This window comes from Flavobacteriales bacterium, from assembly GCA_021739695.1.
Taxonomy (GTDB): Bacteria; Bacteroidota; Bacteroidia; order UBA10329; family UBA10329; genus UBA10329.
Genome location: JAIPBM010000001.1, coordinates 181,130 through 207,672, shown reverse-complemented (window position 1 = coordinate 207,672; position 26,543 = coordinate 181,130). Strand labels below are relative to the sequence as shown.

General features: G+C 44.9%; 29 protein-coding genes. 18 read left to right on the top strand and 11 right to left on the bottom strand.

The features are described 5' to 3' along the window. Window positions 1-2 precede the first annotated feature (2 nt). Both K9J17_00910 and K9J17_00905 read left to right on the top strand, forming a co-directional pair. On the top strand, window positions 3-1,346 hold the full coding sequence (locus K9J17_00910) for a dihydroorotase (protein ID MCF8275266.1): 1,344 nt from the start codon (window positions 3-5) through the stop codon (window positions 1,344-1,346). Beyond that, window positions 1,343-1,696, top strand: a complete 354-nt coding sequence (locus tag K9J17_00905) for a DUF4296 domain-containing protein (protein ID MCF8275265.1) — start codon at window positions 1,343-1,345, stop codon at window positions 1,694-1,696. The genes K9J17_00910 and K9J17_00905 overlap by 4 nt, the downstream gene beginning before the upstream one ends. Here K9J17_00905 and K9J17_00900 read toward each other — a convergent pair. Beyond that, complete coding sequence (locus K9J17_00900) at window positions 1,680-2,708, bottom strand: NAD-dependent epimerase/dehydratase family protein (GenBank protein ID MCF8275264.1); 1,029 nt, start codon at window positions 2,706-2,708, stop codon at window positions 1,680-1,682. The two genes, K9J17_00905 and K9J17_00900, sit on opposite strands and share 17 nt — an antisense overlap. A 72-nt stretch (window positions 2,709-2,780) precedes the next feature. On the opposite strand from K9J17_00900, the gene K9J17_00895 reads away from it, so the two are divergent. Next, complete coding sequence (locus K9J17_00895; protein ID MCF8275263.1) at window positions 2,781-3,971, top strand: phosphoglycerate kinase; 1,191 nt, start codon at window positions 2,781-2,783, stop codon at window positions 3,969-3,971. Here K9J17_00895 and K9J17_00890 read toward each other — a convergent pair. Together K9J17_00890 and K9J17_00885 are read right to left on the bottom strand one after the other, a co-directional pair. Beyond that, window positions 3,958-4,518 (bottom strand): CvpA family protein, encoded by a 561-nt coding sequence (locus K9J17_00890; GenBank protein ID MCF8275262.1) that lies wholly within the window; start codon window positions 4,516-4,518, stop codon window positions 3,958-3,960. The genes K9J17_00895 and K9J17_00890 overlap by 14 nt on opposite strands. Continuing rightward, complete coding sequence (locus tag K9J17_00885; GenBank protein ID MCF8275261.1) at window positions 4,518-5,600, bottom strand: VWA domain-containing protein; 1,083 nt, start codon at window positions 5,598-5,600, stop codon at window positions 4,518-4,520. Before K9J17_00885 ends, K9J17_00890 begins: the two co-directional genes overlap by 1 nt. Window positions 5,601-5,743: 143 nt before the next feature. Between K9J17_00885 and K9J17_00880 the strand changes: the two genes are divergently transcribed. After that, window positions 5,744-6,091 carry a hypothetical protein gene (locus tag K9J17_00880; protein MCF8275260.1) on the top strand — a complete coding sequence of 116 codons (348 nt, stop codon included), beginning with the start codon at window positions 5,744-5,746 and terminating at the stop codon, window positions 6,089-6,091. On the opposite strand, the gene K9J17_00875 is transcribed toward K9J17_00880, so the two are convergent. Together K9J17_00875 and K9J17_00870 are read right to left on the bottom strand one after the other, a co-directional pair. Further along, window positions 6,088-6,453, bottom strand: coding sequence for a hypothetical protein (locus K9J17_00875; GenBank protein ID MCF8275259.1), 366 nt, complete (start codon window positions 6,451-6,453; stop codon window positions 6,088-6,090). The genes K9J17_00880 and K9J17_00875 overlap by 4 nt on opposite strands. Before the next feature lie 37 nt (window positions 6,454-6,490). Next, window positions 6,491-6,859, bottom strand: a complete 369-nt coding sequence (locus K9J17_00870) for a hypothetical protein (protein MCF8275258.1) — start codon at window positions 6,857-6,859, stop codon at window positions 6,491-6,493. A 92-nt stretch (window positions 6,860-6,951) separates the two neighbouring features. Here K9J17_00870 and K9J17_00865 point away from each other — a divergent pair, with 92 nt between their 5' ends. The 5 genes from K9J17_00865 to K9J17_00845 all read left to right on the top strand — a co-directional run bounded on the left by K9J17_00865 (window position 6,952) and on the right by K9J17_00845 (window position 12,865). Then, a complete protein-coding gene (locus K9J17_00865; GenBank protein MCF8275257.1) occupies window positions 6,952-7,587 on the top strand; it encodes a peptidylprolyl isomerase in 636 nt (211 codons plus the stop codon). Between the two features lie 61 nt (window positions 7,588-7,648). Continuing rightward, window positions 7,649-8,671, top strand: a complete 1,023-nt coding sequence (gene pheS / locus K9J17_00860) for a phenylalanine--tRNA ligase subunit alpha (protein MCF8275256.1) — start codon at window positions 7,649-7,651, stop codon at window positions 8,669-8,671. A gap of 8 nt (window positions 8,672-8,679) precedes the next feature. Beyond that, window positions 8,680-10,221 carry an acyl-CoA carboxylase subunit beta gene (locus K9J17_00855; protein MCF8275255.1) on the top strand — a complete coding sequence of 514 codons (1,542 nt, stop codon included), beginning with the start codon at window positions 8,680-8,682 and terminating at the stop codon, window positions 10,219-10,221. A gap of 53 nt (window positions 10,222-10,274) precedes the next feature. Further along, window positions 10,275-12,233: a sensor histidine kinase gene (locus K9J17_00850; GenBank protein ID MCF8275254.1), complete on the top strand. Its 1,959-nt coding sequence runs from the start codon at window positions 10,275-10,277 to the stop codon at window positions 12,231-12,233. Continuing rightward, window positions 12,230-12,865, top strand: coding sequence for a response regulator transcription factor (locus K9J17_00845; protein MCF8275253.1), 636 nt, complete (start codon window positions 12,230-12,232; stop codon window positions 12,863-12,865). The genes K9J17_00850 and K9J17_00845 overlap by 4 nt, the downstream gene beginning before the upstream one ends. Before the next feature lie 4 nt (window positions 12,866-12,869). Here the strand turns inward: K9J17_00845 and tsaB are convergent, their stop codons facing one another. From tsaB to K9J17_00830, 3 genes are read right to left on the bottom strand one after another with little or no spacing between them, the layout of a single operon-like run. Next, a complete protein-coding gene (gene tsaB, locus K9J17_00840) occupies window positions 12,870-13,568 on the bottom strand; it encodes a tRNA (adenosine(37)-N6)-threonylcarbamoyltransferase complex dimerization subunit type 1 TsaB (GenBank protein MCF8275252.1) in 699 nt (232 codons plus the stop codon). A 15-nt stretch (window positions 13,569-13,583) separates the two neighbouring features. Continuing rightward, complete coding sequence (locus K9J17_00835; protein MCF8275251.1) at window positions 13,584-14,993, bottom strand: efflux RND transporter periplasmic adaptor subunit; 1,410 nt, start codon at window positions 14,991-14,993, stop codon at window positions 13,584-13,586. Beyond that, the gene (locus K9J17_00830) at window positions 14,990-16,345 is read right to left on the bottom strand and encodes a TolC family protein (protein MCF8275250.1); all 1,356 of its coding nucleotides are present in this window, start codon (window positions 16,343-16,345) and stop codon (window positions 14,990-14,992) included. The genes K9J17_00835 and K9J17_00830 overlap by 4 nt, the downstream gene beginning before the upstream one ends. Before the next feature lie 250 nt (window positions 16,346-16,595). Here K9J17_00830 and K9J17_00825 point away from each other — a divergent pair, with 250 nt between their 5' ends. The 5 genes from K9J17_00825 (at window position 16,596) to pyk (ending at window position 20,851) form a co-directional block, all read left to right on the top strand. Next, complete coding sequence (locus tag K9J17_00825) at window positions 16,596-16,832, top strand: acyl carrier protein (GenBank protein ID MCF8275249.1); 237 nt, start codon at window positions 16,596-16,598, stop codon at window positions 16,830-16,832. A gap of 76 nt (window positions 16,833-16,908) precedes the next feature. Continuing rightward, a complete protein-coding gene (fabF, locus tag K9J17_00820; protein ID MCF8275248.1) occupies window positions 16,909-18,162 on the top strand; it encodes a beta-ketoacyl-ACP synthase II in 1,254 nt (417 codons plus the stop codon). A gap of 11 nt (window positions 18,163-18,173) precedes the next feature. Continuing rightward, window positions 18,174-18,893, top strand: coding sequence for a ribonuclease III (gene rnc, locus K9J17_00815; GenBank protein MCF8275247.1), 720 nt, complete (start codon window positions 18,174-18,176; stop codon window positions 18,891-18,893). Between the two features lie 66 nt (window positions 18,894-18,959). Further along, the gene (locus K9J17_00810; protein ID MCF8275246.1) at window positions 18,960-19,427 is read left to right on the top strand and encodes an IPExxxVDY family protein; all 468 of its coding nucleotides are present in this window, start codon (window positions 18,960-18,962) and stop codon (window positions 19,425-19,427) included. Further along, window positions 19,427-20,851, top strand: a complete 1,425-nt coding sequence (gene pyk, locus K9J17_00805; GenBank protein ID MCF8275245.1) for a pyruvate kinase — start codon at window positions 19,427-19,429, stop codon at window positions 20,849-20,851. Before K9J17_00810 ends, pyk begins: the two co-directional genes overlap by 1 nt. Before the next feature lie 153 nt (window positions 20,852-21,004). On the opposite strand, the gene K9J17_00800 is transcribed toward pyk, so the two are convergent. After that, window positions 21,005-21,421 (bottom strand): RidA family protein, encoded by a 417-nt coding sequence (locus K9J17_00800; GenBank protein MCF8275244.1) that lies wholly within the window; start codon window positions 21,419-21,421, stop codon window positions 21,005-21,007. A gap of 116 nt (window positions 21,422-21,537) precedes the next feature. Between K9J17_00800 and K9J17_00795 the strand changes: the two genes are divergently transcribed. After that, window positions 21,538-22,494, top strand: a complete 957-nt coding sequence (locus K9J17_00795; protein MCF8275243.1) for an NAD-dependent epimerase/dehydratase family protein — start codon at window positions 21,538-21,540, stop codon at window positions 22,492-22,494. Here K9J17_00795 and K9J17_00790 read toward each other — a convergent pair. After that, entirely contained in the window at window positions 22,487-22,870 is a 384-nt protein-coding gene (locus K9J17_00790; GenBank protein MCF8275242.1) for a DUF1987 domain-containing protein, read from the bottom strand. The genes K9J17_00795 and K9J17_00790 overlap by 8 nt on opposite strands. Window positions 22,871-22,988: 118 nt before the next feature. On the opposite strand from K9J17_00790, the gene K9J17_00785 reads away from it, so the two are divergent. From K9J17_00785 to K9J17_00775, 3 genes are all read left to right on the top strand, one after another. Further along, the gene (locus K9J17_00785) at window positions 22,989-23,846 is read left to right on the top strand and encodes a hypothetical protein (protein MCF8275241.1); all 858 of its coding nucleotides are present in this window, start codon (window positions 22,989-22,991) and stop codon (window positions 23,844-23,846) included. Between the two features lie 76 nt (window positions 23,847-23,922). Further along, window positions 23,923-24,582: a hypothetical protein gene (locus tag K9J17_00780; protein MCF8275240.1), complete on the top strand. Its 660-nt coding sequence runs from the start codon at window positions 23,923-23,925 to the stop codon at window positions 24,580-24,582. Window positions 24,583-24,638: 56 nt separating this feature from the next. Continuing rightward, entirely contained in the window at window positions 24,639-25,445 is an 807-nt protein-coding gene (locus K9J17_00775) for a phosphatase PAP2 family protein (GenBank protein ID MCF8275239.1), read from the top strand. Window position 25,446: 1 nt separating this feature from the next. Here the strand turns inward: K9J17_00775 and K9J17_00770 are convergent, their stop codons facing one another. Next, a complete protein-coding gene (locus K9J17_00770; GenBank protein ID MCF8275238.1) occupies window positions 25,447-26,382 on the bottom strand; it encodes an OmpA family protein in 936 nt (311 codons plus the stop codon). Window positions 26,383-26,543: the final 161 nt, after the last annotated feature.

Sequence of the window (26,543 nt, the reverse complement as noted above, 5' to 3'; positions counted from 1 at the left end):
GAATGACGAGACATCTGATCAAAGGTGCAACCATTGTAAACGAAGGAAGACAAGAGGTTAAAGACCTTTTGATTGAAGATGGACGCATCGCAAAAATTGAGGATCAAATTCAGCTTGCTGCAAACGAACTCGTGAACGAGATCAATGCCGATGGACTTTACCTCATTCCCGGAGTAATTGATGATCAAGTGCATTTTCGTGAGCCAGGACTGACCCACAAAGGCGAACTTTTTACCGAGTCGCGCGCGGCTGTTGCTGGGGGAATTACGAGTTACATGGAAATGCCCAACACCGTTCCGAATGCGCTCACACAGGAACTGCTGCAGCAGAAATACGATCGCGCAGCTCAGGTTTCGTTGGCCAACTACTCGTTTTTCATGGGAGCCTCCAACGATAATTTGGATGAGGTTTTGAAAACCGATGGAAGAAACGTTTGCGGCATCAAGATCTTTATGGGCTCATCCACAGGAAATATGTTGGTAGACAATGAAGCAACACTCGATGGAATATTCGCAGAATGTCCGTTGTTGATTGCCACGCATTGCGAGGACGAAGCCACCATAAGAGCAAACACGGCTAGAGCGATTGAGCAATACGGTGAAGACATTCCGATCTGGGAACACCCGAATATCCGAAGTGTAGAAGCGTGCTATCTGTCGTCATCAAAAGCGGTAGAGTTGGCGAAAAGACATAATACGCGGCTGCATATTCTTCACATCTCAACAGAAAAGGAAACGCACCTTTTCGATAATTCCATTCCGTTGGCCCAAAAACGTATAACTGCTGAAGCCTGCATTCATCATTTGACCTTCAATGAGTCGATGTACGCGGAAAAAGGAACCTTGCTCAAATGGAATCCTGCGGTTAAAAGCGAAGAGGACAGGAAAGGCATTTTTAAAGCCTTGCTCGATGACCGAATTGACATTATTGCCACCGATCACGCTCCGCACACTTGGGAGGAGAAACAGAACAGCTACTTAAAGGCGCCTTCGGGAGGACCACTCGTTCAGCACGCGCTTCCGGCCATGATGGAACATGTGAAAAATGGCGTTTTATCCATTGAGCAGATGGTGGAGAAAATGTGCCATGCACCGGCCATTTGTTTTCAGTTGGAAAACCGTGGATTTATCCGCGAAGGCTACGCTGCAGACCTTGTTCTTGTAGATCCTAAACACGATTGGAAGGTTTCTAAGCAGAATATTCTGTACAAATGTGGCTGGTCCATTTTTGAGGGAACAACATTCTCTTCGTCCGTTACACACACATTTGTGAACGGAAATCTGGTCTACTCGAATGGCAAACTAAACGATGCTGTTCTTGGCCAACGATTGACCTTTGATCGATGAGAAAAGCAGTCATCTTCCTCTTTTCGATTTCCCTTTTTGTCGTTTCTTGTCAGGAAAACGAACCTAAGAAACCAGCTTACCTAATAGATGAGGAAAAGATGGTTTCAATGATGGTGGACATGCATATTGTAGAAACTGCCGCCAACCTCAAGATTTACAATCCAGATTCTTCGGGGCTTCAGTATGACGAAGCTTTCGGCTCCATATTCGCGACCAATAATGTTTCCAAAGCCGATTTTGATAGCAGTCTGTACTACTATTCTACCCAAACCGATAGAATGGATGTGATTTACGATAAGGTTCTGGAAAATCTATCAGAACAGGAAAGCGAGGTCAATTCAGCGCAGTAGCTGTCTGGTCGTACATGAATTTGTCGCACACAAAATCTAAAGTTTCATCCACTTTTCTGAAGCTGAAATCAGGAAGTTTCTGCAACAGTTTAGCGTTATCGTAGCGGTTCAGTTGCAAAGCATGATGTGCAACTTCTTTTGTAATGAATGGCTTGGTTCCAGTTATGGCGCTGCGCATTTTTTCTGCACGCCACGTTAGCTCTGTCATCCACGGAGAAGCTTCAAGCGTTGGCGGCTTCTTACCCATGTTTTGTGCTATGCGCTCAAAAACCTCTTTGAACAAGCGGTTTTCAGCACCTACAATAAAGCGTTCGTTCCGAACCTCTGATTTCATCAGTGCCATCATCACTGCTACCACGTCACGAACATCCACAAAACAGTTGCCGCCTCGTGTGTAAAAAGGCAAACCTTTCCATGCTTTTCTGAACATGGCTCCTGTGCTTTGCGACCAATCGCCAGGTCCGATGATCAACGATGGGTTGATCATGAAAGCGTTCAAGCCTTCTGTAATGCCACGCCAAACCTCCATTTCGGCATGATGCTTACTGACCGCATACGATGCGTTGTGCTTGCTTTCCTTCCACTCGTTCTGTTCGTTTATCACCTTTTCGGAGCCATCTCGCCCAATGGCTGCCACCGAGCTTACATGACATAATCGTAACTCAGGTCTTTCTAAACATAGATTAACCACATTGGCCGTGCCCTCCACATTCACTTTGTGCATGTACGGTTCATCAGCAGGTAGAAATGTGACAGCGGCAGCGCAATGATAAACTTGAGAAACGCCATCAAAAGCGTCTTCTAAGCTTGGAATATCCAAAACATCTCCGATTACCCAATCAATCCGTTCCCATAATGGCCTTGGATTTTCTTGGTAATAACCGAAAATGCCGAGAACCGCATCGCGCTTGGCTTCGGTTCGGTAAATGGCCCTTACCGACTCACCGTTCTCCACCAAATTCAACAGTAGATGAGAACCCAACAAACCCGTTCCGCCCGTTACCAATATCATGACTCAAAAGTATGATTCAATACAATGGTATCACTTGCTTTAAAGCAAGAGCTGATTTCTATTTTTGCGACCATGAAAACTATGGACACATTTTCGTTTGCTGGTAAAAAAGCGCTTGTGAGGGTTGATTTCAACGTTCCGTTGGATGCAAATTTCAATATCACTGACGATACACGAATACGCGCGGCACTGCCAACCATCACCAAGATTTTGGATGATGGCGGTGCAGTTATTCTAATGAGTCATCTCGGAAGGCCAAAGAGCGGATCTGAAAATAAGTTTTCTCTTAAGCACATAGTTGCGCATCTGACTCAATTAATTGGAGTATCTGTGAAATTTGCTTCAGATTGTGTTGGACCAGAAGCCATAGCCGCAGCAGATTCGTTGAAAATGGGTCACGTGTTGCTTTTGGAAAACCTGCGGTTTCACAAAGAAGAAGAAGCAGGCGACCGAGCTTTTTCACAGCAGTTGGCCAATTTGGGAGATGTTTACGTGAATGATGCTTTTGGCACCGCTCATCGAGCTCATGCATCAACAACCATTGTGGCAGATTTCTTTCCCAGCGACAAGCTATTCGGCTATTTGTTGGCGCAGGAAATCGAAAGTGTAGATAAGGTGCTTAAAGATTCAAAACGACCGGTTACGGCTGTGATGGGTGGAGCCAAGGTTTCTTCGAAGATTTCCATCATTTCAAACCTCATCAATAGCGTTGACCACATTATTATCGGTGGAGGAATGAGCTACACATTTGCGAAAGCAATGGGTGGTTCGGTTGGAAAATCGCTGGTAGAAGATGATTACTTGGAGACTGCGAAGCAAATTCTGCTGGATGCTGAAGCAAAAGGCGTTAAAATCCACTTGCCAGAAGACACAATTGCGGGCGATGCATTTGATAATAATGCCAACACACAGACATGCGATACCAACGCCATTCCTGATGGTTGGTTAGGATTGGATATTGGCCCAAAAGCAGAGAAATCTTACGATGCCGTTATTCAGTTGTCTCAGACCATTCTTTGGAACGGTCCAATGGGTGTTTTCGAAATGGAATCGTTCCAGCATGGAACCAAGTCCGTAGCGCTTTCAATCACTAAAGCAACAGAAAACGGAGCGTTTTCTTTGGTTGGTGGAGGCGATTCTGTAGCAGCTATCAACAAGTTCAATCTTGCTGATAAATTTAGCTACGTTTCAACTGGTGGAGGTGCGCTATTGGAGTATATGGAAGGAAAAGAGCTTCCAGGAATCAAAGCTATTCGTGGATAATATCACGGATCGCATCGCGCGCTTTATTCACTTTTCTGTCAACCTTATCTAGTATGGAATCTTTGTTCACATCTTCCAAAATAGGAAGAATGAACGGAGCTAATTGTGTTACTGGCGAATAGAGAAACGATTTCCCTGCTGTTTCGCCCCGATTGAATTTATCTAACAGTTCAAAGCGTGAAAGCATCATTATCACGATGCTAACTATGAACGTCATTCTGAGAACCCCAAAAGCAGCACCAGCAGCTTTATTCGCCCATCCCAAGGCGACTGCTTTGGCTAATTGCTCAATGGCCTTGGCAAAGAAATGTACTAGTAGAACGACTCCTACAAAAATGATGGCGAACGAAAGGATGGGAAGAAATTCGTTCGTGATATCCGAATTCTGATAGACGTATTCTGAAAGTTCTTGAGCAAACCTTACTGCCAGATAAACGCCAGTGATCAGTGCAACCAATCGGGCAATTTCCATGATGAAGCCGCTCGTCAAACCTTTGTAAAGGCCCCAGATCATTGGTATGGCCAACAGAATGTCAAGCCAATTCATCAGTATTCTAGTGTATATCCGTGCTTTTCGGCTGTCTCCACAATTTGCCGATTAACTACCCCGAAAAAGGTCTTTCCGAAGCGATAATTCTCCATTTTTTCGCGCTTCTCTTTTAGGAACTCTTCACGTTGCGTGCTTAGCATCTTAATAATGGAGATGTATTCTTTGCGTTCGTAGCCAACTTCCATCAAGTGAGCAAGAAATTCTTCGTTCGAATATTCGTTCAAGCGCTCATCCATTAGTTTGGTATTCTGCTTAAGCACATTTCCTCCGGTATTCTGTAGGTCAACTAGGTCCCACTTAGCATTTTTGCCCTGATAGAGGCTTGTGGCTTTGAAAAACGTTCGTGCTTCCACTTGGTTTTCGCCCTGTAGCTCGGCTTCTTCATCCAGATCAGCCTGCATTTCGTAACGGCTCAATCCTTCCTGACCGTAGTAAAGGTAGGTCGTGTTCATCATGTGGTTGGCCTCGCGAAGCATTGAACCATCGTACGGCTTTTCAAGCACAATAGCAGGTTCTTTAAGCCCAATAACGCTGAATGTGCCCTTCGTTTCTGTTGCAATGGAATTCCATTCTGCTTGTTCTTGCTGATTGGAATACGAAAGAAAGTAAAGTGAATGGATGATAATTCCGTTTTCAGCTGCCTCTCGAACCGGTTTTGTATATCCTGGGCCCGCAGACGGTTTTCCATTTCCAGCAAGGAATATCAATTTGATGGCATTTGGGTCGCTTGACCACGACATTCCGTTAACCGCGACATCCAATGCATGACCTAGGAAATAATTTCCAGGGGCAGAAACGTCCTTGATCTGAAAAAACGGATATGCAGCAGCATCAATATCATCAGTCAGGTCAGAAATTACCTGAACGTAGTTGTTCTCTTTTTTAAAGCTTGGTCGGCCCATGCACACAATACCGATTCTGTATTTAGGTGTGGGCTCAAGTCTTGATATTTCGTTCTGGATCTCCCAGAATTTTCCTCTAACTGAGGATAGAATACCACCCGTACTTCCACTAATGTCTATGACAAGGACAATATCCATCGGTGCACCTTCTTTCACATCGGGAAGTTCGATAGCCACCGAATGCTGTGTTGTAATTAGCAAACACAGTGGTACCAGGAAGGAGGAAAGAATGAGGCGCTTGAGAATGAGTTGTATTGACATTTTGTGCGCGCAAAAATAGCGTTTTGAGGTTTCCTGCCTTTCCGTACTAATTTTGTGCCATGCTAGAATTGGAACTACAGAAAGCTTGGCGTGAACTTGTTTCAGAGCTTGAAGCGAAATTTGGGGAAGGATTGGACTTGGATGCGGTATTATTTCTGATTGGAGTTCAAGAGCTTGGGCAGGGATATCGGACATTCAAGAAAAGCGAGAAGACTGATTTGATGCACATTGCAATCTGTCGTCTACTTAGCCAATACGGATATTACGAGTACATTGGAATGGACACTGACGGTTGGCCTCATTACAAGGAATTGGCAAAACTTCCGCGTCTCAATCCTACGCAACAAAGCCTTTTGATGAAAGAAGCAATCTTGGATTACTTCAAGAATGCTGAATTAACCAACTAAGGAACGATTACCGTTTTCTCAACGGTTTCTCCTTGCTTGAGGATAATGTAATTCTCTAGGTCGGTAAATGAGTTATAGACCACATCATACTGAATGATGGCGTCTTCAAACCACACAAACTCGGCCTTGCCAGATGTGTTGGTACGAATGGTCGTGTCAATCTGTTCTGCACCTATCTGATCAAGGTAAAAGCGCACAATGGCTTGTACGGCTGCTACTTGCACAGTATCTCCAGTGATAAAATTGACCGAATCCTTTAGAACAGTGATCACAGCTTTCGCGTCACGGTTTTTCTTGCAGGAAGAAGAACCAATTAGTACTCCTAAGATTAGAAGTGGCAATAAAATTTTAGTGCGTTTCATTTTTTTAATTTCAGGGGTAAAATTAACCGAAACCAACTTACTCTGGTAGTATTATCGTTGTACTAGTTGTTTTTCCCAGTTCGAATTTCACTGGATTTCCTTCGGATACCCTTCCCAAATAGGAAACATCGCAATTCAGGTAAGCCTCATATTCGTATGTAAACGTAGTTTTTCCTTCTGCATCTGTGAACAAGATTGCTTCAATACTGGAGCCAGTGGGCCCATAAATTTTAAGTTCTGCTCCATCTATGGGCCTGAATCGGGTTACTGTACCTTGTGTTGCGGTATATTTCTCTACCACTTCGATAGACGCAGTCGCGGTCTCCTGCTTTTCACACGAGGTAAAACCTGTGCTAGAGACTATCAGAAGGAAAAGGAAACCCCATTTTGAAAACTTCGTATTCATTTGGACTGTTTTTTGGTTAGCCTTGTGTTTCAATTCAGACAATATATTTGACGAGTCATTAAAAGTACAAATTCAACAATAAATATAACATGATGAAACAGATTATCCTCACTCTTTTGGTCGCCTTATTCAGCTTAGGGTCTTTTGCACAAAACAAGAAAGAACCGATTGTTTTGATAAGCACTGCTTATGGCGATATCACATTGAAACTCTACAACGAGACTCCATTGCACAGAGATAATTTTCTTGAATTGGCAAAGTCTGGAAAGTTTGATGGGTCGGTTTTTCACCGCGTTATCAATAGATTCATGATTCAAGGTGGTGGAAATGCTAGTCTTGGAACAATCGATAATCGTCCCGAAATTCCAGCGGAGATCACTCCTAGATACATTCACAAAAAAGGTGCTCTTGCCGCAGCTCGAACGCCAGATCAAGTGAATATGGAGCGCAAGTCAAGTGGTTCACAGTTTTATATTGTTCAGGGTAGAACGTACACCGAAGAAATGGTGAAGCAGATGGAAGCCAGAATGGGCATCACCTATACCGATGAGCAACGAAAGGCTTATGCTGAAGTTGGCGGAACACCACACCTTGACATGCAGTACACCATTTTTGGAGAAGTGATTGATGGTTTAGATGTGGTTGATAAGATTGCTGCAGTGAAAACACAGCAAGGCGATGTACCGGTAGAAGCAATCCCGATGCGGGTGAAAATCCTAAGCAAATGATCTTATCCTAACAGGAATTTAAGCAGGCCGCCAATTGCGCGGCCTGTTCTATTTTTGCCCCATGTTAAAGAAACTCGAAGACTACGAGAAGCAGATTCAAGAACTGGTCATTGCCAGCAAAGAGGATCTGGAAAACTTCCGACTCCAATTTTTGTCTAAAAAGGGAATAATCCCTCAGTTATTTACGGCATTCCGAGATGTGCCTAATGAGCAGAAGAAGGCCTTTGGTCAAAAATTGAACGTGCTAAAAGGTCTGGCCGAGGGCAAATTCAAAGACCTTCAGGCAGAACTGAAGTCAAGCGAATCACAAGTTGACCCGAATATTGACCTGACGGTTCCTCCATTTCCAATGGAAATTGGAACCCGGCATCCTGTGAATATGGTGAGAAGAGAAGTTGTCGGAATCTTTGAACGCATTGGTTTCACTGTATCCGAAGGACCTGAAATTGAAGACGATTGGCACAATTTCTCGGCATTGAATTTTCCACCAGAACATCCAGCGCGCGATATGCAGGACACGTTTTTTGTGGCTAAGGATCCAGATTTTGCTTTGAGAACGCATACATCATCCGTTCAAGTACGAACAATGGAGAACCAAAAACTGCCTATCAGGACAATCTCTCCAGGTCGAGTTTTTAGAAATGAGGCCATTTCGGCACGAGCGCATTGCATTTTCCACCAGATTGAAGGACTGTATATAGATAAGAACGTTTCGTTCGCTGATATGAAAGACACGCTGCTCTATTTTGCACGTGAATTTTACGGTCCTGAAACGAAGATCCGTTTGCGGCCGTCTTATTTCCCATTCACCGAACCGAGTGCCGAAATGGATGTGTATTGGGGCTTGGAGACAGAAGCTGATTACCGGATTACAAAAGGAACAGGATGGTTGGAGGTTTTGGGCTGCGGAATGGTCGATCCGAATGTGTTGAAGTCTTGTGGCATCGATCCAGAGGTTTATTCTGGATTTGCATTCGGAATGGGTATTGAACGAACTGCAATGCTGAAATATCAGGTAAAAGACCTTCGTTTGTTTTTCGAGAATGACAAACGATTCTTAGATCAATTCAAATCTGCTTACTGATTCCTGCCATGAAAGAGAAGATAAACGAGCTTAGAGAAAAACAGGAATTGGCCAAGTTGGGCGGTGGCGAAAAGCGCATCGAATCTCAACATGCCAAAGGCAAATTGACAGCAAGGGAACGCATTCATCTCTTGCTGGATGAAGGGAGTTTTGAGGAGCTAGGGATGTTCGTAACGCATCGTTCGCAAGAATTCGGTCTTGATAGACAGAAGTTTCTAGGCGATGGTGTAATTACTGGATATGGAACCGTGAAGGGAAGAACGACATACGTTTTTGCGCAGGATTTTACCGTTTTCGGTGGTTCGCTGGCCGAAATGCATGCTGAGAAAATATGCCGCATCATGGACCTGGCCATGGAAAATGGTGCTCCGGTAATTGGATTGAACGATTCTGGTGGCGCTCGTATTCAGGAAGGCGTTGTTTCGCTGGGTGGATACGCGGACATCTTCTATAAAAACACACTTGCTTCTGGGGTAATTCCACAGATTTCGGCCATTATGGGACCATGCGCTGGCGGTGCGGTTTACTCTCCTGCACTTACTGATTTTGTGATGATGGTTCAGGATTCGAGTTACATGTTCGTAACTGGGCCGAACGTGGTCAAAACAGTGACTCATGAAGAGGTTACTTCAGAAGAATTGGGAGGCGCAAGTGCGCACTCAACAAAGTCTGGCGTCACGCATTTTGCTTGTGCCAATGATCTTGAGTGCATAGAACAGCTTAAGAAACTGTTGAGCTATATGCCACAGAATTGTGAGGAAGAATCGCCAACGTTGGAATATCACGCTGGAGATGAAAATCGCCTGCAGTTGGATGACATCATTCCCGAGAACCCAAATCAGCCATACGACATCAAGGAAGTAATTGAAGCGGTGGCTGATGCTGGCTCATTCATGGAAGTGCATGCACACTTTGCCGAGAACATGGTAGTTGGCTTTGCCCGATTGGCTGGAAAAAGCATTGGAATCGTGGCCAATCAGCCAGCAGTGTTGGCAGGTGTTTTAGATATTCATGCATCCACAAAAGGCGCACGTTTTGTGCGTTTTTGCGATTGTTTCAACATTCCGCTATTGGTGTTTGAGGATGTTCCAGGGTTTCTTCCAGGAACAGATCAGGAATGGAATGGCATCATTTCGAATGGTGCTAAATTGCTTTATGCATTCTGCGAGGCTACTGTTCCGCGGATTACGGTCATTACCCGAAAAGCATATGGCGGAGCTTACGATGTAATGAACAGCAAGCACATTGGTGCGGATATGAACTATGCGTGGCCATCGGCAGAAATTGCAGTTATGGGAGCCAAAGGCGCAGCAGAGATCATTTTCAGACACGAAATCATGTCGTCTGCAGATCCAGAAGCCAAACTCAAAGAGAAGGAGCTGGAATATCTTGAGCATTTCGCCAATCCATATCGCGCAGCAGAAAGAGGTTATGTTGATGAGGTCATTCTGCCTTCAAAAACCCGCGAAAAACTGATTCGAGCATTTAGCATGCTGAAGAATAAAGCCCGAACGCTGCCCCGAAAGAAGCACGGGAATATTCCACTATAGACGAATGTCGTAGGAATCAGTTTCTTTGTTGTAGGTCAATCTAACCCCACATTATGATTCGCCAACGCTACTTTAGACGTTCGTTAGTATTGTTTTTTCTGTTGTTCTCGGTTCAAACCTGGGCACAATCGAATGCTGATAGTCTCTTGTCTATCCATCATGCTGGAAAAGCAGATGAAAGCACTTACAATGCTCTTATTTGGGTCTATGTGTTCAACCAGCCCGATTCGGCCATCCATTTTGGGAACAAGGCGCTGAAATGGTGCGCTAAAAGTGGACGAGATTCGCTTGTGCCCGGCATTTATAACCGCATCGGGGTGGCCTATGATATCAAGTCGATGCCCGATTCGGCCTTGTATTGGTATGCCCTGGCACTGAAGGAGGCCAAGCTCAAGAAGAATTTGAAAACCGAGGCGGGAGCACTCAACAATATCGGTCTCATCTATTGGAACCAAGGCGCCACAGAAAAAGCCATCGATCACTACATCCGTTCAGCAGAGATCTTTGAGAGGATCGGTGATGATATCGGCCTAGGCAACAACTATAATAATATCGGCCTCATTCTTAATGAGGATCATCAGTTTGATAAAAGCTTGCGCTATCACCGACAGGCACTACAGATTAGGCAAAGAGCAAATCATACTTATGGGATTGCGGCCAGCTACACAAACATCGCTCAGGTATTCTTGTATCGCGAAATACCAGACCTTGACTCGACAGAACATTACGTGCTGATGTCAATTCCACTTAAGATCAAATTGAATGATCTTTATGGTCTTGCACGCGCCTACAATTGTTTGGCGGATGTTCATTTGGGCAGAAAGGATTTCGATCAGGCACTGGAGTATTTGATTAAAACGCTTCGGATTCAGCAGGCAATTGGCAATTCGGAAGGATACGCCTCTACGTATTACAACATAGCCGAGGTTTACCGTATGCTTAATGACCGAAAGACCATGCTCAGCTATTTGGATTCTGCGCAAACTGTGGCAGAATCGCATGACGATAAGGCATTACTTTGGAAGGTCTATTGGGAGAAAGCAAAAACACTGAGCAAATTGGGTCGCTTTGAAGATGCTTATCCTTATTGGATGAGTTATGTCGCCATAAAGGACAGTTTGGTGAACGCGGAACGCAGTCTTCAAGTTCAAGAACTCGAAACACAATATCGAACTGCGGAGCAGGAAACCGAGATCGCTGACAAAAAAGTTGCCTTGGCCGAGGCTAAACTCAAAATAGAGAACCAGACCAAATGGGTCATCGGTCTGTTAAGTGGTCTGGTTATGTTGGTGTTACTTGGTTTTGCGCTCCTTCAGCGATCCAAACGGAAGTCTCAGGCCGAAAAAGATGCTGCACTCATTAAAGAGCGAGAACGAGGAATTTCTGCAGTGATTGAAGCTACGGAAGAAGAGCGGAAGCGTATTGCCAAAGATCTGCATGATGGAATTGTGCAGACGCTGACTGCGCTGAGCTTGCGTTTACAGAAAGGGTTCTCCATGATCAAAGATGTTTCAGATGAACAGCGCACTCGTTATGCAGAATCGAAAGCCATGCTGGACGAATCCATTGCTGAAGTTCGGAGCATCAGCCATCAGATGATGCCGCGTGTATTGAGCGAAAGAGGGCTCATTCCGGCCATTGAAGATATGTTGGGCAAAAGCTTGGGAAGCACCGACATCAACTATGAATTTGAGCACCATAAAGTGGAAGGTGAACGATTTCCTGAGAACTTGGAAATCAGCGTATATCGCATTTCGCAGGAGCTTATCAACAACATCATCAAACATTCTGACGCTAAGGCTGTTTCTGTGCAGTTATTGAAATCGAAAACACACCTCATTCTGGTGATTGAAGATAACGGAAAGGGTTTTAAATTTGATTCGGAGCAAAACCAGAATGGAATTGGACTGATGAACATAAGTAGTAGAGCCAAAGCGATGAATGGTGAAGTGAACTACCAGCCAAGCCCAGAACAAGGAACTGTTGCAACCATTAGAATTCCGCTACCATGAGCAACATCCGGTTAATATTGGTCGATGATCACCGCATAGTTTTGGACGGGCTGAAATCGCTGCTTGACGACATCGAAGGTTTCGATTGCGTGGCCACAGCCGACAATGGTCAAAAAGCATTGGAACTGTTGAAGGTTTTTGACGTGGATGTGGTGCTGATGGATGTAGACATGCCAGTGATGAACGGCATGGAGGCAACCCGAAGAATCAAGAAGGAATATCCGAAGGTGAAAGTGATATCGCTGACCCAGCACAGCGAACGAGGCATGGTACAGCAGCTGCTCGATTGCGGTTCGGACGGTTATCTGCTAAAGAATATTGCGCAAGATGAACTTACAGCGGCAATTCGAAAGGTTTTTGAAGGCCAGAATGTGTTTTCCAGTGAAGTGACCATGAGTTTGGCCGGAAAAACAGTGGAGAAGAATTTGAATGGAGTGGAAGTAGAACTTACCGAACGGGAAGTGGAGATTTTGCAGTTGATATCTGAAGGACTCAGTAGTAAACAGATCGGAGAAAAGCTATTCATCAGTCCACGAACGGTTGATACGCATCGCACCAACCTGATGAACAAGCTTGATATTCACAACATTGCAGGACTTATTCGTTTTGCGTTGAAGAACGGCTACGCTTGAACGGTCAGAATACCTTCTTCGGCTTCCCAGCCATAAAATCCTTCAGATAATAAGGCTCGAAGTAGGCCACATCTTCAAACTGCTTAGCAGCAAATTTGGCCTCGGCCAACGTGATCATTCCGCTTGCACTTGGATTGAATCCATCCAGAAAAACAGCATTCGAATGGTCGATGATCTCCTTGCATTTGGCGGCACCATCACCGAAGAAAGTAACCTTGCCTATTTCCAATTCCATAGCAAAACTCTGTTGGTCAATGATCATAGCCGAAACAGGCTGAAGTTCATGTAGAGAGTCATTGAAAAGCTGTGTGTAAACCTCCATTCTCCGAGCGTCTATCATTGGGCAGAGAATGGAAACATCTGCTAATTCGTTCTGAAAATGGACTTTGGCCCAGTGCGCCAGTGATTCCAACGAACCGATAGAAATTAGCGGAATTCCCAATCCGAAACACAGACCTTTTGCCGCAGAAACACCAATGCGCAAACCAGTATAAGAACCAGGACCTTTAGAAACGCAAATGGCATCCAGTTCGCGGGGTTGAATTCCAGCCAATTTTATGGCTTCATCAATATAAACCACCAGTTTTTCCGAATGCGCGTAAGATGTGTCGTGCGTTTCTTGAACGGCCAATACTTTCCCGTTGCTCGAAACAGCAACAGAACACGTCAAAGTTGAACTTTCAATATGGAGAATAACGGCCACTGGAACGATCAATGATCACTCTGCCGCTCCGTCTTCCTTGGCGCTGTACAGTTCTTCTTTGGTCACAACTTCAACAGCATCGCCCGGGTTGAGCTTCTTCGATATGGCGCGGTATGGCGCGGTAACCACTTTATCGCCCAGTTCAGCTCCCGAAATCAGTTCAATGAACTCATTATCCTGAATACCTGTTTTCACAACTTTGGCTACAACTTCTCCGTCTTCAACCACAAAAATGAGCTCAATGGCATCTTCCACCACGGCTGTCTTGTCCACCGTTTCTGCTTCATCTTCGTCTTCAGAAGCAGGCCCTTTACGTCTGTTTTGTCGCTCTGCTTCGCCTTCGTCATCCTTTGCTTCCAAATCCTTCTTGCTTCGGGTTGTAACTGCCTGAATAGGAACAGACAACACATCTTTCACTTCTCTGGTGCGGATGTCAACCGTTGCGCTCATTCCAGGTCGGAAAGGAGATTGGTCAGGTTGCTTTTCATTCACCAACGAAGCATAGGAAGAACGGAGAATTCGAACTTTCACCTCAAAATTGGTGATCTGATCGGTTCCCATACCAGAAGACATGGCCGAATTGGCGATATTGGTAACGATTCCTTTGAAGGTCTTTCCTAAATAGGCATCTACTTCAATATCACAGGTGTCCTGAAAGCCAACACGGATAATGTCGTTCTCATTCACCTCAACGGTAACCTCCATTTCATCCAGATCGGCAATGGTCATGATCTCTGAACCTTGCATTTGAGTGGTTCCCACAACGCGTTCTCCTTTTTCGAAATTGAGCTTGGAAATGGTACCGTTTACTGGAGAATAGATCTCGGTTCTGGTAAGGCTTTTCTCAGCTTCCTTCAACGCAGCTTCTGCACTTTTCACACTGAATCGACTCGCTTCCATGCTTTGGCGCGAAGCTTCAACTTCGCTCTTTGCCACTTCGTACTCGCTGGTCGTGGCATCAATTTCTGATTGAGCCACCACTTTATCCTCGAACAGTTTTTTAATTCGTTCGTAGTTGGCTTTAGAATTGATGAGACGTGACTCAGATTGCGTTAAACGCGATTTCGCGTTCGCGAAATTTGCTTTGCTCGTATTCAATGCAGCTTCCAAGCGCTCAACATTCGATTGCTGAATGTCTGGATCGATCTTCACGAGTAATTGACCTTCCTTCACCTTATCGCCTTCCTTTACAGGCAGTTCCATGATCTCTCCAGAAACGTCTGGGCTGATGATTACTTCCGATTCAGATTGGATCTTTCCGCTGGCAGAAACGGTTTCTATGATGCTTCGTTTGGCAACTTCTTCAACAGCCACCTTTGTGGCCGGAGCTCCACCAACAAATCCTTTCTTTTTGGCAATTAATGCAACCACAAGCAGCACAACAACGGTGGCCACCAGTAATACAAGAGTCTTATTGTTTTTCATTTGGTTGGATCAAAGGTAATGGCTTTGCCTTGGTAGAAATCCAGCACCTTCATTTTGAAAATGTAGTCGAATTTAGAGCGTAGCAACTCAGATTTCGCACGCGAAAGATTGTTGGATGCGGTATTGAATTCCAAGGTATTCGTCATTCCAACCGCATAGCGCTGCTGGGCGTATTCAAATGCTTTGTCCATTGCGTTCACGCTTTTGGTACTGGCATCAAATTGACGTTTTGAAGATTGCGCATCATTATATGCTTGTTGTACAGACGAAAAGAGTTTGTTCTTCTCATCCTGAAGAGAAAGCTCTGCATTTATTCTGCTTAGGCGCGCCTTGCCAACAGAGGTTCTGCTTCGTAGTCCGTTAAAAACGGGTATAGACAACGAAAATCCGATGTTCTCACCAATATTGTTTTTCAGCTGATCTTGATATGAATCTCTCGTTCCTCCGAACGAAGTTGCGCTGGAATATCGGGTGTTGACCGATGCGTTGGCACTTAACGTAGGAGTGTAAGACGCGAATGCAATCTTCTCTCCTTTTCTTGCGCTTTCCAAGCGCGATTCGCGTGCTTTTATTTTCGGCCAATTGTTCAACGCTTGATCGTAAATGGTGCCAGCCGTTGTAGCGCTCATGTCTTCAAGCGGAAGGTCCATTTCTGGCCTTTTAATCCTGAATTTTTCTGATGCTGGCAGATTCAACATTTGCTTCAGCGTAAGAACAGAGGTGTTGAGTGCATTTTCTGCAGTCACGATCTGCAGTTCATTCGAAGCCAATTGTGCTTCCACATCATAGGCGTTTCCAGCAGGAATAGAACCAGCATCAACCATCTTTTGAGTTCGGATCAATTGCTCTTTGGTCACTTCATATTGGTCTTGTGCCACGCCAAGAAGCTCTTCATTGAACATGATCTGCATGAAAGCAGTGGCAATGTTCAGGCTGATGTCGTTGCTCAAACCATCTAGGTCGTAACCTGCAGATTTCAGGTCAACTTGCGATTGTTTGAATGAGTTAAGAAGGCTGAAACCATTGAACAAGGTCACGCTGCTGGAAGCTCCGTAGCTGTTGTTGTTGATCTGCTGGTTTACGTACGTATTGGTCACGAAGTCAATGTTCCGTCCGAAGTTTACGTTGAAACTCGAGTTCGCATTGAGCGATGGGAACAGTTGTGCCAGCGATTGGGTTTTGTCCAATCGTGCCGATTCCTCTTGCAGCGCAGACTGCTTGATCTGTATGTTGTGTTCGAGTGCGTGTTCTATGCATCGTTCCAATGTCCATTCGTCTTGGGCCATTATCTCAGTAGAGAATAAGCTTAGAATGGATACAAGGACAATGGCTGATATTCTTGCTAAATGCATGCTTCCTGTTTTCACGCGCCAAAATTAACCAAATGAGCGCGGCAGCTTCAGGCTCATTTTTAAGCACGTCTTAATAATTGTTAAGCTACCCGATTAATTGGGTTGCTATGTGCTTGAAAATGAGAACGCTTTTATGTGTGGAATAGGGCGAGACCTACCAGCGGACGGTCGCCACTTGGAACTAACGTTTGTAGAATTGAATTTTGTTTAAGTTTGCAGCGATAAAAAAACCTACCAAAAGCAGATAATCATGTCTGATATTGCATCAAGAGTAAAAGCTATAATCGTTGATAAATTGGGTGTCGATGAGAACGAAGTGACACCTGAGGCTAGCTTCACAAATGATCTGGGAGCAGATTCTTTGGATACGGTTGAGCTGATCATGGAATTTGAGAAAGAGTTCAACATCGCTATTCCAGACGATCAGGCTGAAAACATCGGTACCGTTGGCGAAGCGATCAAATACATCGAAGAAAACGCTAAGTAACCTTCTCCTCTAACGAGGAAAAATTACCCGCTTCCTAACGTTATCCAACGCTGGGAAGCGGGTATTTAAGTTAATAATGGAGCTAAAACGCGCAGTTATTACAGGCATGGGAGCCCTTACTCCGGTAGGCAATTCGCTTACAGAGTATTGGGAAAACCTTATTGCTGGCAAAAGTGGCGCTGCTCCCATCACGCATTTCGATGCATCGAAGTTCAAAACGCAGTTTGCCTGCGAGGTGAAGAACTTCGACCCTGAAGCACATTTTGACCGTAAGGAAGCGCGGAAACTCGATCCTTATGCGCAGTATGCATTGGTGACTGCTACAGAAGCTTGGGCTGACGCTGGATTGAACGAAGAGCTCATCGATCATGACCGTGCCGGTGTGATCTGGGGTTCGGGAATCGGAGGTTTGAAGACATTCTATGATGAGTGCAGCGAATTTGCGCTTGGAGATGGAACACCGCGATTCAATCCTTTCTTCATTCCGAAGATGATCGCAGACATTGCCGCAGGCCACATTTCTATGAAATGGAACTTGCGCGGACCTAATTTCACGACCGTTTCTGCGTGTGCGTCATCTACCAATTCGTTGATTGATTCGTTCAATTACATCCGTTTGGGAATGGCGGACATTTTCGTTACCGGTGGGTCTGAAGCTGCGGTAACACAAGCAGGAGTTGGCGGTTTCAACGCCATGAAAGCACTTTCACAACGCAACGATTCGCCCGAAACGGCATCGCGCCCATTTGACCTTGACCGTGACGGTTTTGTGCTTGGCGAAGGATCAGGTTGTCTTATTGTAGAGGAATTGGAACATGCCTTGGCACGTGGAGCGAAGATCTATGCAGAGATAGTTGGTGGCGGAATGAGTGCCGATGCACATCATATAACTGCGCCACATCCAGAGGGATTGGGAGCTATCAATGTAATGAGGAGCGCATTGCGCGATGCAGGGTTGAAGCCTAGCGATATTGACTACATCAACGTGCATGGAACAAGTACTCCGCTAGGTGATATTGCCGAGTCGAAAGCCATCAAGGAAGTTTTTGGGACTGACGCGTACAATCTGAACATCAGCTCAACCAAATCCATGACGGGCCATTTGCTTGGTGCGGCAGGAGCCATTGAGGCCATTGCTTGCGTTATGTCGGTGAAGAACGATCTTGTTCCTCCAACCATCAATCATTTTACAGATGATCCAGCCTTTGATCCGAAGTTGAATTTTACCTTCAACCAAGCTCAAAAACGTGTGGTGAATGCTGCCATCAGCAACACCTTTGGCTTTGGAGGACACAACGCTTCCATCATCGTTAAAAAGTTCGTTCTATAAACCGGATTCCATTGCTCGACACCCTGCGCAGCTTTTTCAGAAAAGACAAGGAACTGAGCCAGGCGTTGCGGAATATATTGGGATTTACTCCAAAGAACATTTCCATTTACCGTTTGGCACTGATTCATCGGTCTGCCGGTGAAAAACTATCGGACGGAACACTTGTAAGCAATGAACGCTTGGAGTTTTTGGGAGATGCGGTGATCAGTGCCGTTGTTGCCAAATATCTGTTTAAACGATATCCATTTGAAAATGAAGGATTCCTGACCGAAACCAGATCAAAGGTTGTAAGTAGGAAAAACCTGAATGGCCTTTCGCGCAAACTTGGCTTGCCCGAAATGGTGAATAAGAGCGCAGAGAACAATAGAACGAGTTCATCGCTTGGCGGAGATGCACTGGAAGCACTTGTGGGAGCAATCTTTCTCGATCGCGGATATACTCATGCCGAAAAGTTCATTCTAGACCGAATGATCGATCATTTCATCGATCTTGAACAGCTTCTGAAAGAAGACGCCAATTTCAAGAGCAGAGTGATTGAGTGGTGCCAGAAAGACAAGCATCAGTTTGAGTTCACCGTGATGAGCCAGACCATTGATGGTCATCGTCCATCTTTTGCCATTGCATTAATGATTGATGGTGAAGTTTGCGGAGAAGGAATTGACCGCACAAAAAAGCTGGCAGAGCAGGCAGCGGCAAAGGCAGCTTGCGAAAAGCTCAATATCGAAGTTTAAGAAACCATCATTTGTCAGAAAGGCTTCGTTTGTCTGCCTGATCAATGATACCTTTGGAACACGGCTATGAAACTGAACGCATCTGAATGGCTACCTCAGGAACCCGACTTTGAGTTGTTTCATATCTATTGTCACCAGAAAGATTACAGATTGTGTTATGCCTTGAATGAGCACTTTAAATGTGCTTTTAAACGGGTGCGCGATTTCTTGGAAGACCCAGAAAAACCACATTTGCCAACCTATGCTCAATTCATGTATGAAGACGAGGTGACACACAAGGAATATTTTTTGATCAGCAATCAACCGTTGATCAAAGATCTGGTTGCAAAGGCTGGAGACCTGTTTGCAACGGAGCAGCCTGAGTTGCTCATTCCAGAGTTGACCAAGGTTGATTATTTCTTTCAGGCCTATGGTCAGTTCGATGAGTTTGAACTGGCAGAAATTGAAGATCAATTAAACCTGATACCACTGATAAATGCAGCCCAGCGAGTTGATACTGGAGCATTGAAATCATACTTAAATCTTATGCATTAATGAGTTTCAATAAGACAAAGATCATAGCCACCATTGGCCCGGCATCGTCATCAAAGGAAGTGCTGAAAAGCATGATAGATAGCGGAATGAGCATTGCTCGGCTCAACTTCTCTCACGGAAAATATGAAGACCATCTTCAAGTGATTCAATACGTCCGAGAGCTGAACGATGAACTGGGATTGCACGTTGGTTTGTTGGCCGACCTTCAAGGACCAAAGATCCGTTTGGGAGAAGTGACTGATGGCGGAGTGGAGATAAGGAGCGGACATCAGATCACTATCACCACAAAAAAATGTGTTGGCACGGCACAGAAAGTCTATCTCTCTTATCCCGAGTTTCCGAAAGATGTGGCAGAAGGCGACACCATTCTGATCAACGATGGAAAACTGATCTTACAGGTAACTGGAACCGACCGAAAAACGGAGGTTACCGCATCGGTTGAGCATGGCGGAATGATGGAATCCAGAAAAGGAGTCAACCTTCCGAACACAAAGATCTCAATGCCTTGTTTGACGGAGAAGGATATTGCCGATCTGGAATTTGCCCTGCAGCACAATGTAGAATGGATTGGACTTTCGTTTGTCCGGAAGGCTGAAGATGTTATTGAACTGAAAGAACTTATCAAAAAGCACAACGGAACAGCCAAAGTGGTCGCCAAAATTGAGAAGCCAGAAGCTGTTAAAGACCTCAATAACATCATTCGCGAAACAGATGCTGTGATGGTGGCACGTGGCGATCTGGGTGTGGAAATTCCAATGCAAGAAGTTCCCGTTGTTCAGAAGCAGATCGTCAAAAAATGCCTCAACGAATCGAAGCCGGTCATCATTGCCACGCAAATGATGGAAAGCATGATCACCAATCCGGCACCAACTCGGGCCGAAGTGAACGATGTGGCAAATTCTGTTCTCGATGGTGCCGATGCACTTATGCTGAGTGGCGAGACCAGCGTTGGAGATCATCCAACAATGGTTATCAAAGCCATGTACAGCATCATCCGCCATTTAGAGAACAAAGGCGACATCTACTACAGAAAAGTGAATCACATTGCCAGCATCGACCGCACCATCACCGATGCCATTTGCCAAACGTCCGTCAGCTTGGCCGAACAGTCAGATGCAAAAGGAATCATCACAATGACAAATTCGGGCTACACGGCATTCAAAATTGCCAGTTATCGGCCAAAAGCAAACGTCTTCGTTTTCACCGACAATCGATCCATACTCAACATGCTCAGCCTCGTTTGGGGCGTTCGCGGCTTCTTTTACGATAAATACGTAAGCACCGATCACACCATTGCCGACCTCAAACTGCGCCTCAAACGCGAAGGCCTCGTAAAAGAAGGCGACCTCGTCATCAACATTGCCAGCATGCCAATTACCGAACGCGGGCAATCAAACATGATGAAATTGAGCATGGTCAATTGATCTATGATTGATTCTGTTTGGGCGTTTCCCCGATAAAGATCGGGGTCAGGCTGTCCGCTATATCTTTTTTCTGGCCGATGCCTGAGCGCAGTCGATGGCGGAGGTCAGAAAAAAGGATGCCGCTTCCATCCTTAACGCAAGCGCGCTAGCCGACTAAACAGTCGCAATCACCTTCAGCTCAATTCCTATCGGAGTTGGCAAACAGTTTATCTCAACCGTAGTACGGCAAGGCAAATTATCCTTGAAATATTCCGCATAAACACGGTTGTATGTCTTGAAATCATCTTTCATGTTGGTCAGGAAAACCGTTACATCAACAATTTGATCCCAACTCGAACCAGCATCTTCCAGTATCATTCGCACATTATTGAATACCGAATGGCACTGTTTCTCAATATCGTAAGAGAGAATATTTCCGCCCTCATCCAATTCCACTCCAGGAATTTGTTTGGTTCCGCGCTCTCGTGGCCCAACTCCAGAAAGGAACAACAGTTGGCCGACCTTTCGGGCATGCGGATAAAGGCCAACAGGTTCTGGCGCACGGTTCGAATCAAATTTTGAAGCACTCATTTCTCTCGCAATTTTGCCCAAATATAAACACCACTTCCAAAGCAAATTGGAACTGTTCGTGTTCCGTTTCAGGCTTCGAAAAATGATACATTTGCCCACCTGCGAACACGCAACGAATGACAAAGAAAAAAGGCATTTTGGTGATTGGAGCTTCGGGCCAGATCGGTACCGAACTCGTAATGGAGCTTCGCTCAATTTACGGCAGTAAAAATGTTGTTGCCTCCGACCTCAAAACAGCATCGCAAGAAGTGAAGGAAAGCGGCCCATTCGAGTTGCTTGATGTAATGGACCGCGACCGTTTGCACCAATTGGTAGTTCAATACAACATTGGTCAGATCTATTTGCTTGCAGCACTGCTTTCGGCTACTGCCGAACAAAAGGTCATGCCTGCGTGGAATTTGAATATGTACGGGCTTTTGTATGTGCTGGAAATGGCCAAAGAAGGGTTGATAGACAAGGTTTATTGGCCAAGCTCTATTGCCGTTTTTGGTCCAAATACACCTAAACTGAATACGCCTCAATCAACCATTACCGAACCTACAACGGTTTACGGTATCAGCAAATTGGCTGGCGAAAGATGGTGCGATTATTATCACCATCGCTATGGCGTAGATGTGCGAAGTCTTCGCTATCCTGGACTTATCGGTTACAAAAGCAATCCGGGCGGAGGAACAACTGACTATGCAGTTGATATTTTTCACAAAGCCGTTGCCGGTCAATCGTTCGAGTGTTTTCTGTCTGAAAACACCCGATTACCTATGATGTATATGCCGGACGCCATAAAAGCCACAATCGGCATTATGGAAGCTGAAAGCGAAAAGGTCAAGATTCGTTCTAGCTACAACATTTCTGGAGTAGATTTTACTCCGGCCGAAATTGCGCTGCAAATTCAACGTCACATTCCTGATTTTTCTATTTCATACAAACCCGATTTCAGACAAGCAATTGCTGACGGATGGCCCGGTTCAATAGACGATACCGATGCCCGAAATGATTGGGGATGGAAAAACGATTATTCGTTGGAAATGATGACAGCCGATATGATCGGCCATTTGAGCCATCAACTTATTTGAATTCCGTATAGCGGATCTCAAATTTCAGGTCAAAGGTTTCGATGAACATGTCGATATCCTCTAAAATACCGTCATCATCTTCTTCGTACTCCCAAATTACCTTGGTCTCAAAGCCTCTTTGAGTTGCCTTAACAAGTGAAGTAAGCAGCTCTGCAATGGCCTTTGTTGTGGCAGAATTGTAATACTCCAATCTGATATGAACCGTACGAATAGGACTTTCAGAATCTTGTAAGGTTCTGAAGCGGAGAATAATAGGATCGAAAAAATCCATTCCTTCTTCAGGATAAGACCTGCCGTCAATCTTTAATATTGATTCCTGTCTATCTAAAACCACACTTGGACTGCGGTCAGAAGATTCAATTATCCATTTTTCCATAGGCTTCTCAAATGTAAGAATCGTTCGAGATAAAGAGATGTCTCGCTAGAATTCGATAAACGACTTGGAACAAAATATTGTTTAGAGAGTATAAACCTCCCAACGAGAGAAGATTGATATGCAGGCGAAAAGTTTACTCACTTACATTTTTCTACTGACCACTTTTATGGTAACCAGTGCGCAGTCGTCACAGTCTGCCAGTGGCGATACGATCAATGCCAAAGATTCCAACAACCAAAAACAAGGTTGGTGGAAGGTCTATAATGATGATGGAAAGTATCAAGGCTACGAAACCAACCAGTTGGTAGAGGAAGGTCTATACGTGGACAATAAGAAGACAGGTGTTTGGACCAAATACTATCCGAACGGAAATAAGAAGCACGAATTGACTTTCGCCAACAACATTGCCAACGGTTATGCAAAGATCTATTACCGAACCGGACAGATTCAGGAAGAAGGAATTTGGCAAATGAATCGTTGGGCAGGACAGTATAAATATTACTACGAAAATGGCGTGCTTAAGTACGATTGGAGTTACAACTCATCAGGCAAGCGCGAAGGACAGCAGCTGTACTTCCACGAAAACGGAATGCTACAATATATCGGAGACTGGAAAGGAGGAAAAGAGGCTGGCGAGTTGGTAGAATATTACGAGAATGGATCCATCAAGGCCAAGCGCTACTTTGATGGTGGAAACGTTATTCCTGATAAAACGGTGAATTTGGTTGAAGGGAAAGCTTTTGACGAAAACATCAAGAAATATTCTGGAAAACCAGCTCCGAAGCAACTTGGTAAAGGCGAATTTGTGGACGGATTCAACAAGTTGATGAATGCAGACGGAACGGTTTCAAAGGAAGGAACCTTCAAGGACAAGAAATTGATTGACGGTAAGGTTTATGTATACGAAAACGGCAAAGTCGTCAAAACCATCGTTTATCAGGCAGGTAAAAAGGTTGGAGAAGAAGGCATTGATTAATGGGATTGAATCCCGCCAAGATCAGATAAGCCTTGATTATTTATTTTCTTTGCGCCTTAACAATTAAGCACATCAAATGAGAAAATTGATCCTTCCAATGTTGTTATTGTCATCCGTGGCAATGGCTCAGAATAAGATAACCGTTACTGAAAAAATGGCTGCCATTGACGGCAGTAGTCGCAACAGTCTCTCTGTTACTATTACAGGAGCCAATGCAGAAGACATAAAGAAGGCTTGGAAAAAACAATTGAAAGACCTTAAAGGAAAGGTCAGTGATAAGACAGTGATCTTTGGTGACGACTGCCAAGCTAAAAGCATGGGCGACAATTCCTTTGACGTTTATTCCGTTGTGCAAGAAGCAACCGATGAAGGAGTGGAGCTTATTGTTGCGTTTGATCTTGGAGGTGCATATTTGAGCACGGCAAATCATCCAGATAAATACCCTGCTGGCGAAAAGATCGTTTACGATTTTGCCGTAGAACAATCGAAAGAAGTTGTAAGAAGAGAGATTGAGAATGCGGGCAAGGTTCTAGGTGGTTTTGAGAAGGAATTGGTGTCAATGGCCAAGGATAAGGAAGGCTTGGAGAAGGACATTGCCGACTACAACAAGAAGATCGAAGAAGCGCAAGGAAGCATTGAAAAAAATGTTGCGGCCCAAGCCACCAAGCAGAAAGAAATTGAGGGCATGAAAGCTGCACTCACTGAGCTTGAAATAAAACTCAACGCAATAAAGTAAGCAATCAACACAAAGCAAAAGGCGACCCGAGGTCGCCTTTTTTGTATCTCAGAATAATGAAACAGACCTCGTTCTTCCTCGTGTTGATGCTTGCGGTTTTAACCAGCAGTGCTCAAGAGGCTGAAAGCCCCTATAACTTCAATTGGAAGCGGGAATTGGTTTATGCTTCAGGTTCTGGGCTATTGGCAGCCGGAGGGCTTTTTACCAGTTATCAGATTCGGCCCCTCACGGTCGCACAGGTCAATTCGCTTGACCGATATGAACTACCGGGTTTTGACCGTAGCGCTACAGACCATTGGAGCCCGAAAGCCGATTTTGCCAGCGACATTCTGCTTTATGGAAGTGTGACGCTGCCAGCGTTTTTGATGATAAATAAACGGGCCCGAAAAGATTTTCTTGTGGTCGGCTTCATTTATGCTGAAACAGCTATGCTGACCTTGGGAGTAACCGAAATGACGAAAGGCTTGGCCAAGCGTCCGCGACCATTTGTTTACAATTCGGATGTTGATATGAGCGAGCGGACAAGTAAAGACGCCCGACAATCGTTCTTTTCTGGCCACACTTCACTGACAGCAGCCTTGTGTTTTACCACCGCTAAAGTCTTTTCCGATTACTCGGATAACCGAACGCACGAGGCATTGGTTTGGACCGGAGCAGTGATTCTACCAGCCGTTACCGGATTTCTTAGGTACGAAGCCGGAAAGCACTTCCCAAGCGACATCATTGCTGGATATTTTGTGGGTGCAACCGTTGGATATCTTGTGCCTTGGCTGCATCGAAGAAAGCCACTCACCAAAGGCTTGAGTATTGCGCCATTTTCAACAGGAAACGGAGCAGGTTTGTATCTCAGCTACGAACTTTGAGCTAGCGATTATACTGCCCAAGCAGATCCATCAACTCATTCAATTTAGGAGAAAGTACTAACTCTGTTCTTCGGTTGGTAGCACGGCCTTCTTTGGTAGAATTGCTTGCTTTTGGCGAGAATTCGCCTTTTCCTGATGCCGTTAAGCGTGTAGCATCTACACCATTTCCAGTTAGAATACGAACCACTGATGTGGCACGTGCAACACTCAGATCCCAGTTATCTTTAAATCGATTGGTCTTGATAGGAATACTGTCTGTATGGCCTTCAATCGCCATAAAAATGTCGGTGTTCTTCTTCATGACACCAGCTATTTTTTCCAGTGCTTCCACGCCTTTTGGCTCCACACCATCGCTACCCGATTTGAACAAAAGTTTGTCGCTCATCGAAACATAAACTTTCCCATCTCTCATTTCAACGGTAAGCTCATCGGCATCAAAACCCATCAGCGCATCTTTAACCCTGTTCGAAAGCGCGTTCATCAACTCATCCTGTTTCTTCACAATTTCTTCGAGCATTTTCAATCGCTCTTCGCGGTTTTGCAGCAAACGCTCTTTATCCGCAAGCTCTGCCTGCTTAGCTGCTAGATCGCTGCTCAGACCCGCCACTTGCGCCCCAGACGAAAGCTTCAATTGATCGTACGCTTTCTTGTTGGCAGCAATTTCAGTATTCAAGGCATCAACATTCTTTTTTTCGCTGGCCAACTCTTCTTTGGTCTTAGCCAGATCCTTCTCAGTTGTAGCCAATACATTTTCAAGGTCAGTAGTTCGTTCGCAAAGCGAATCGCGTTGTCCTACGGCCTCTTTGAATTTCTTTGACTGGAAAAATTGTTGTTGTTCAGTGTACGCTTCTCCGCATGGTTTTACCGATGCGCAAGACGACATCAGAAATACAGAAAGTGCGCAGATAAAAAATACGTGTGCGAAATTGGTTTTCATGACCTTAAGGTTTGAGAATCAAAATTATCCCGATGCAACCCCTAAATGGGCGTTACACAAGAATGTTATCCACTACGCTCGTTTCATAGCTTTCCGTTCGTAGAGATTGACTTTTTGGGCGTGTCCCTCGCCACTGCGCATTACTTCCCGCAATCGGGTCA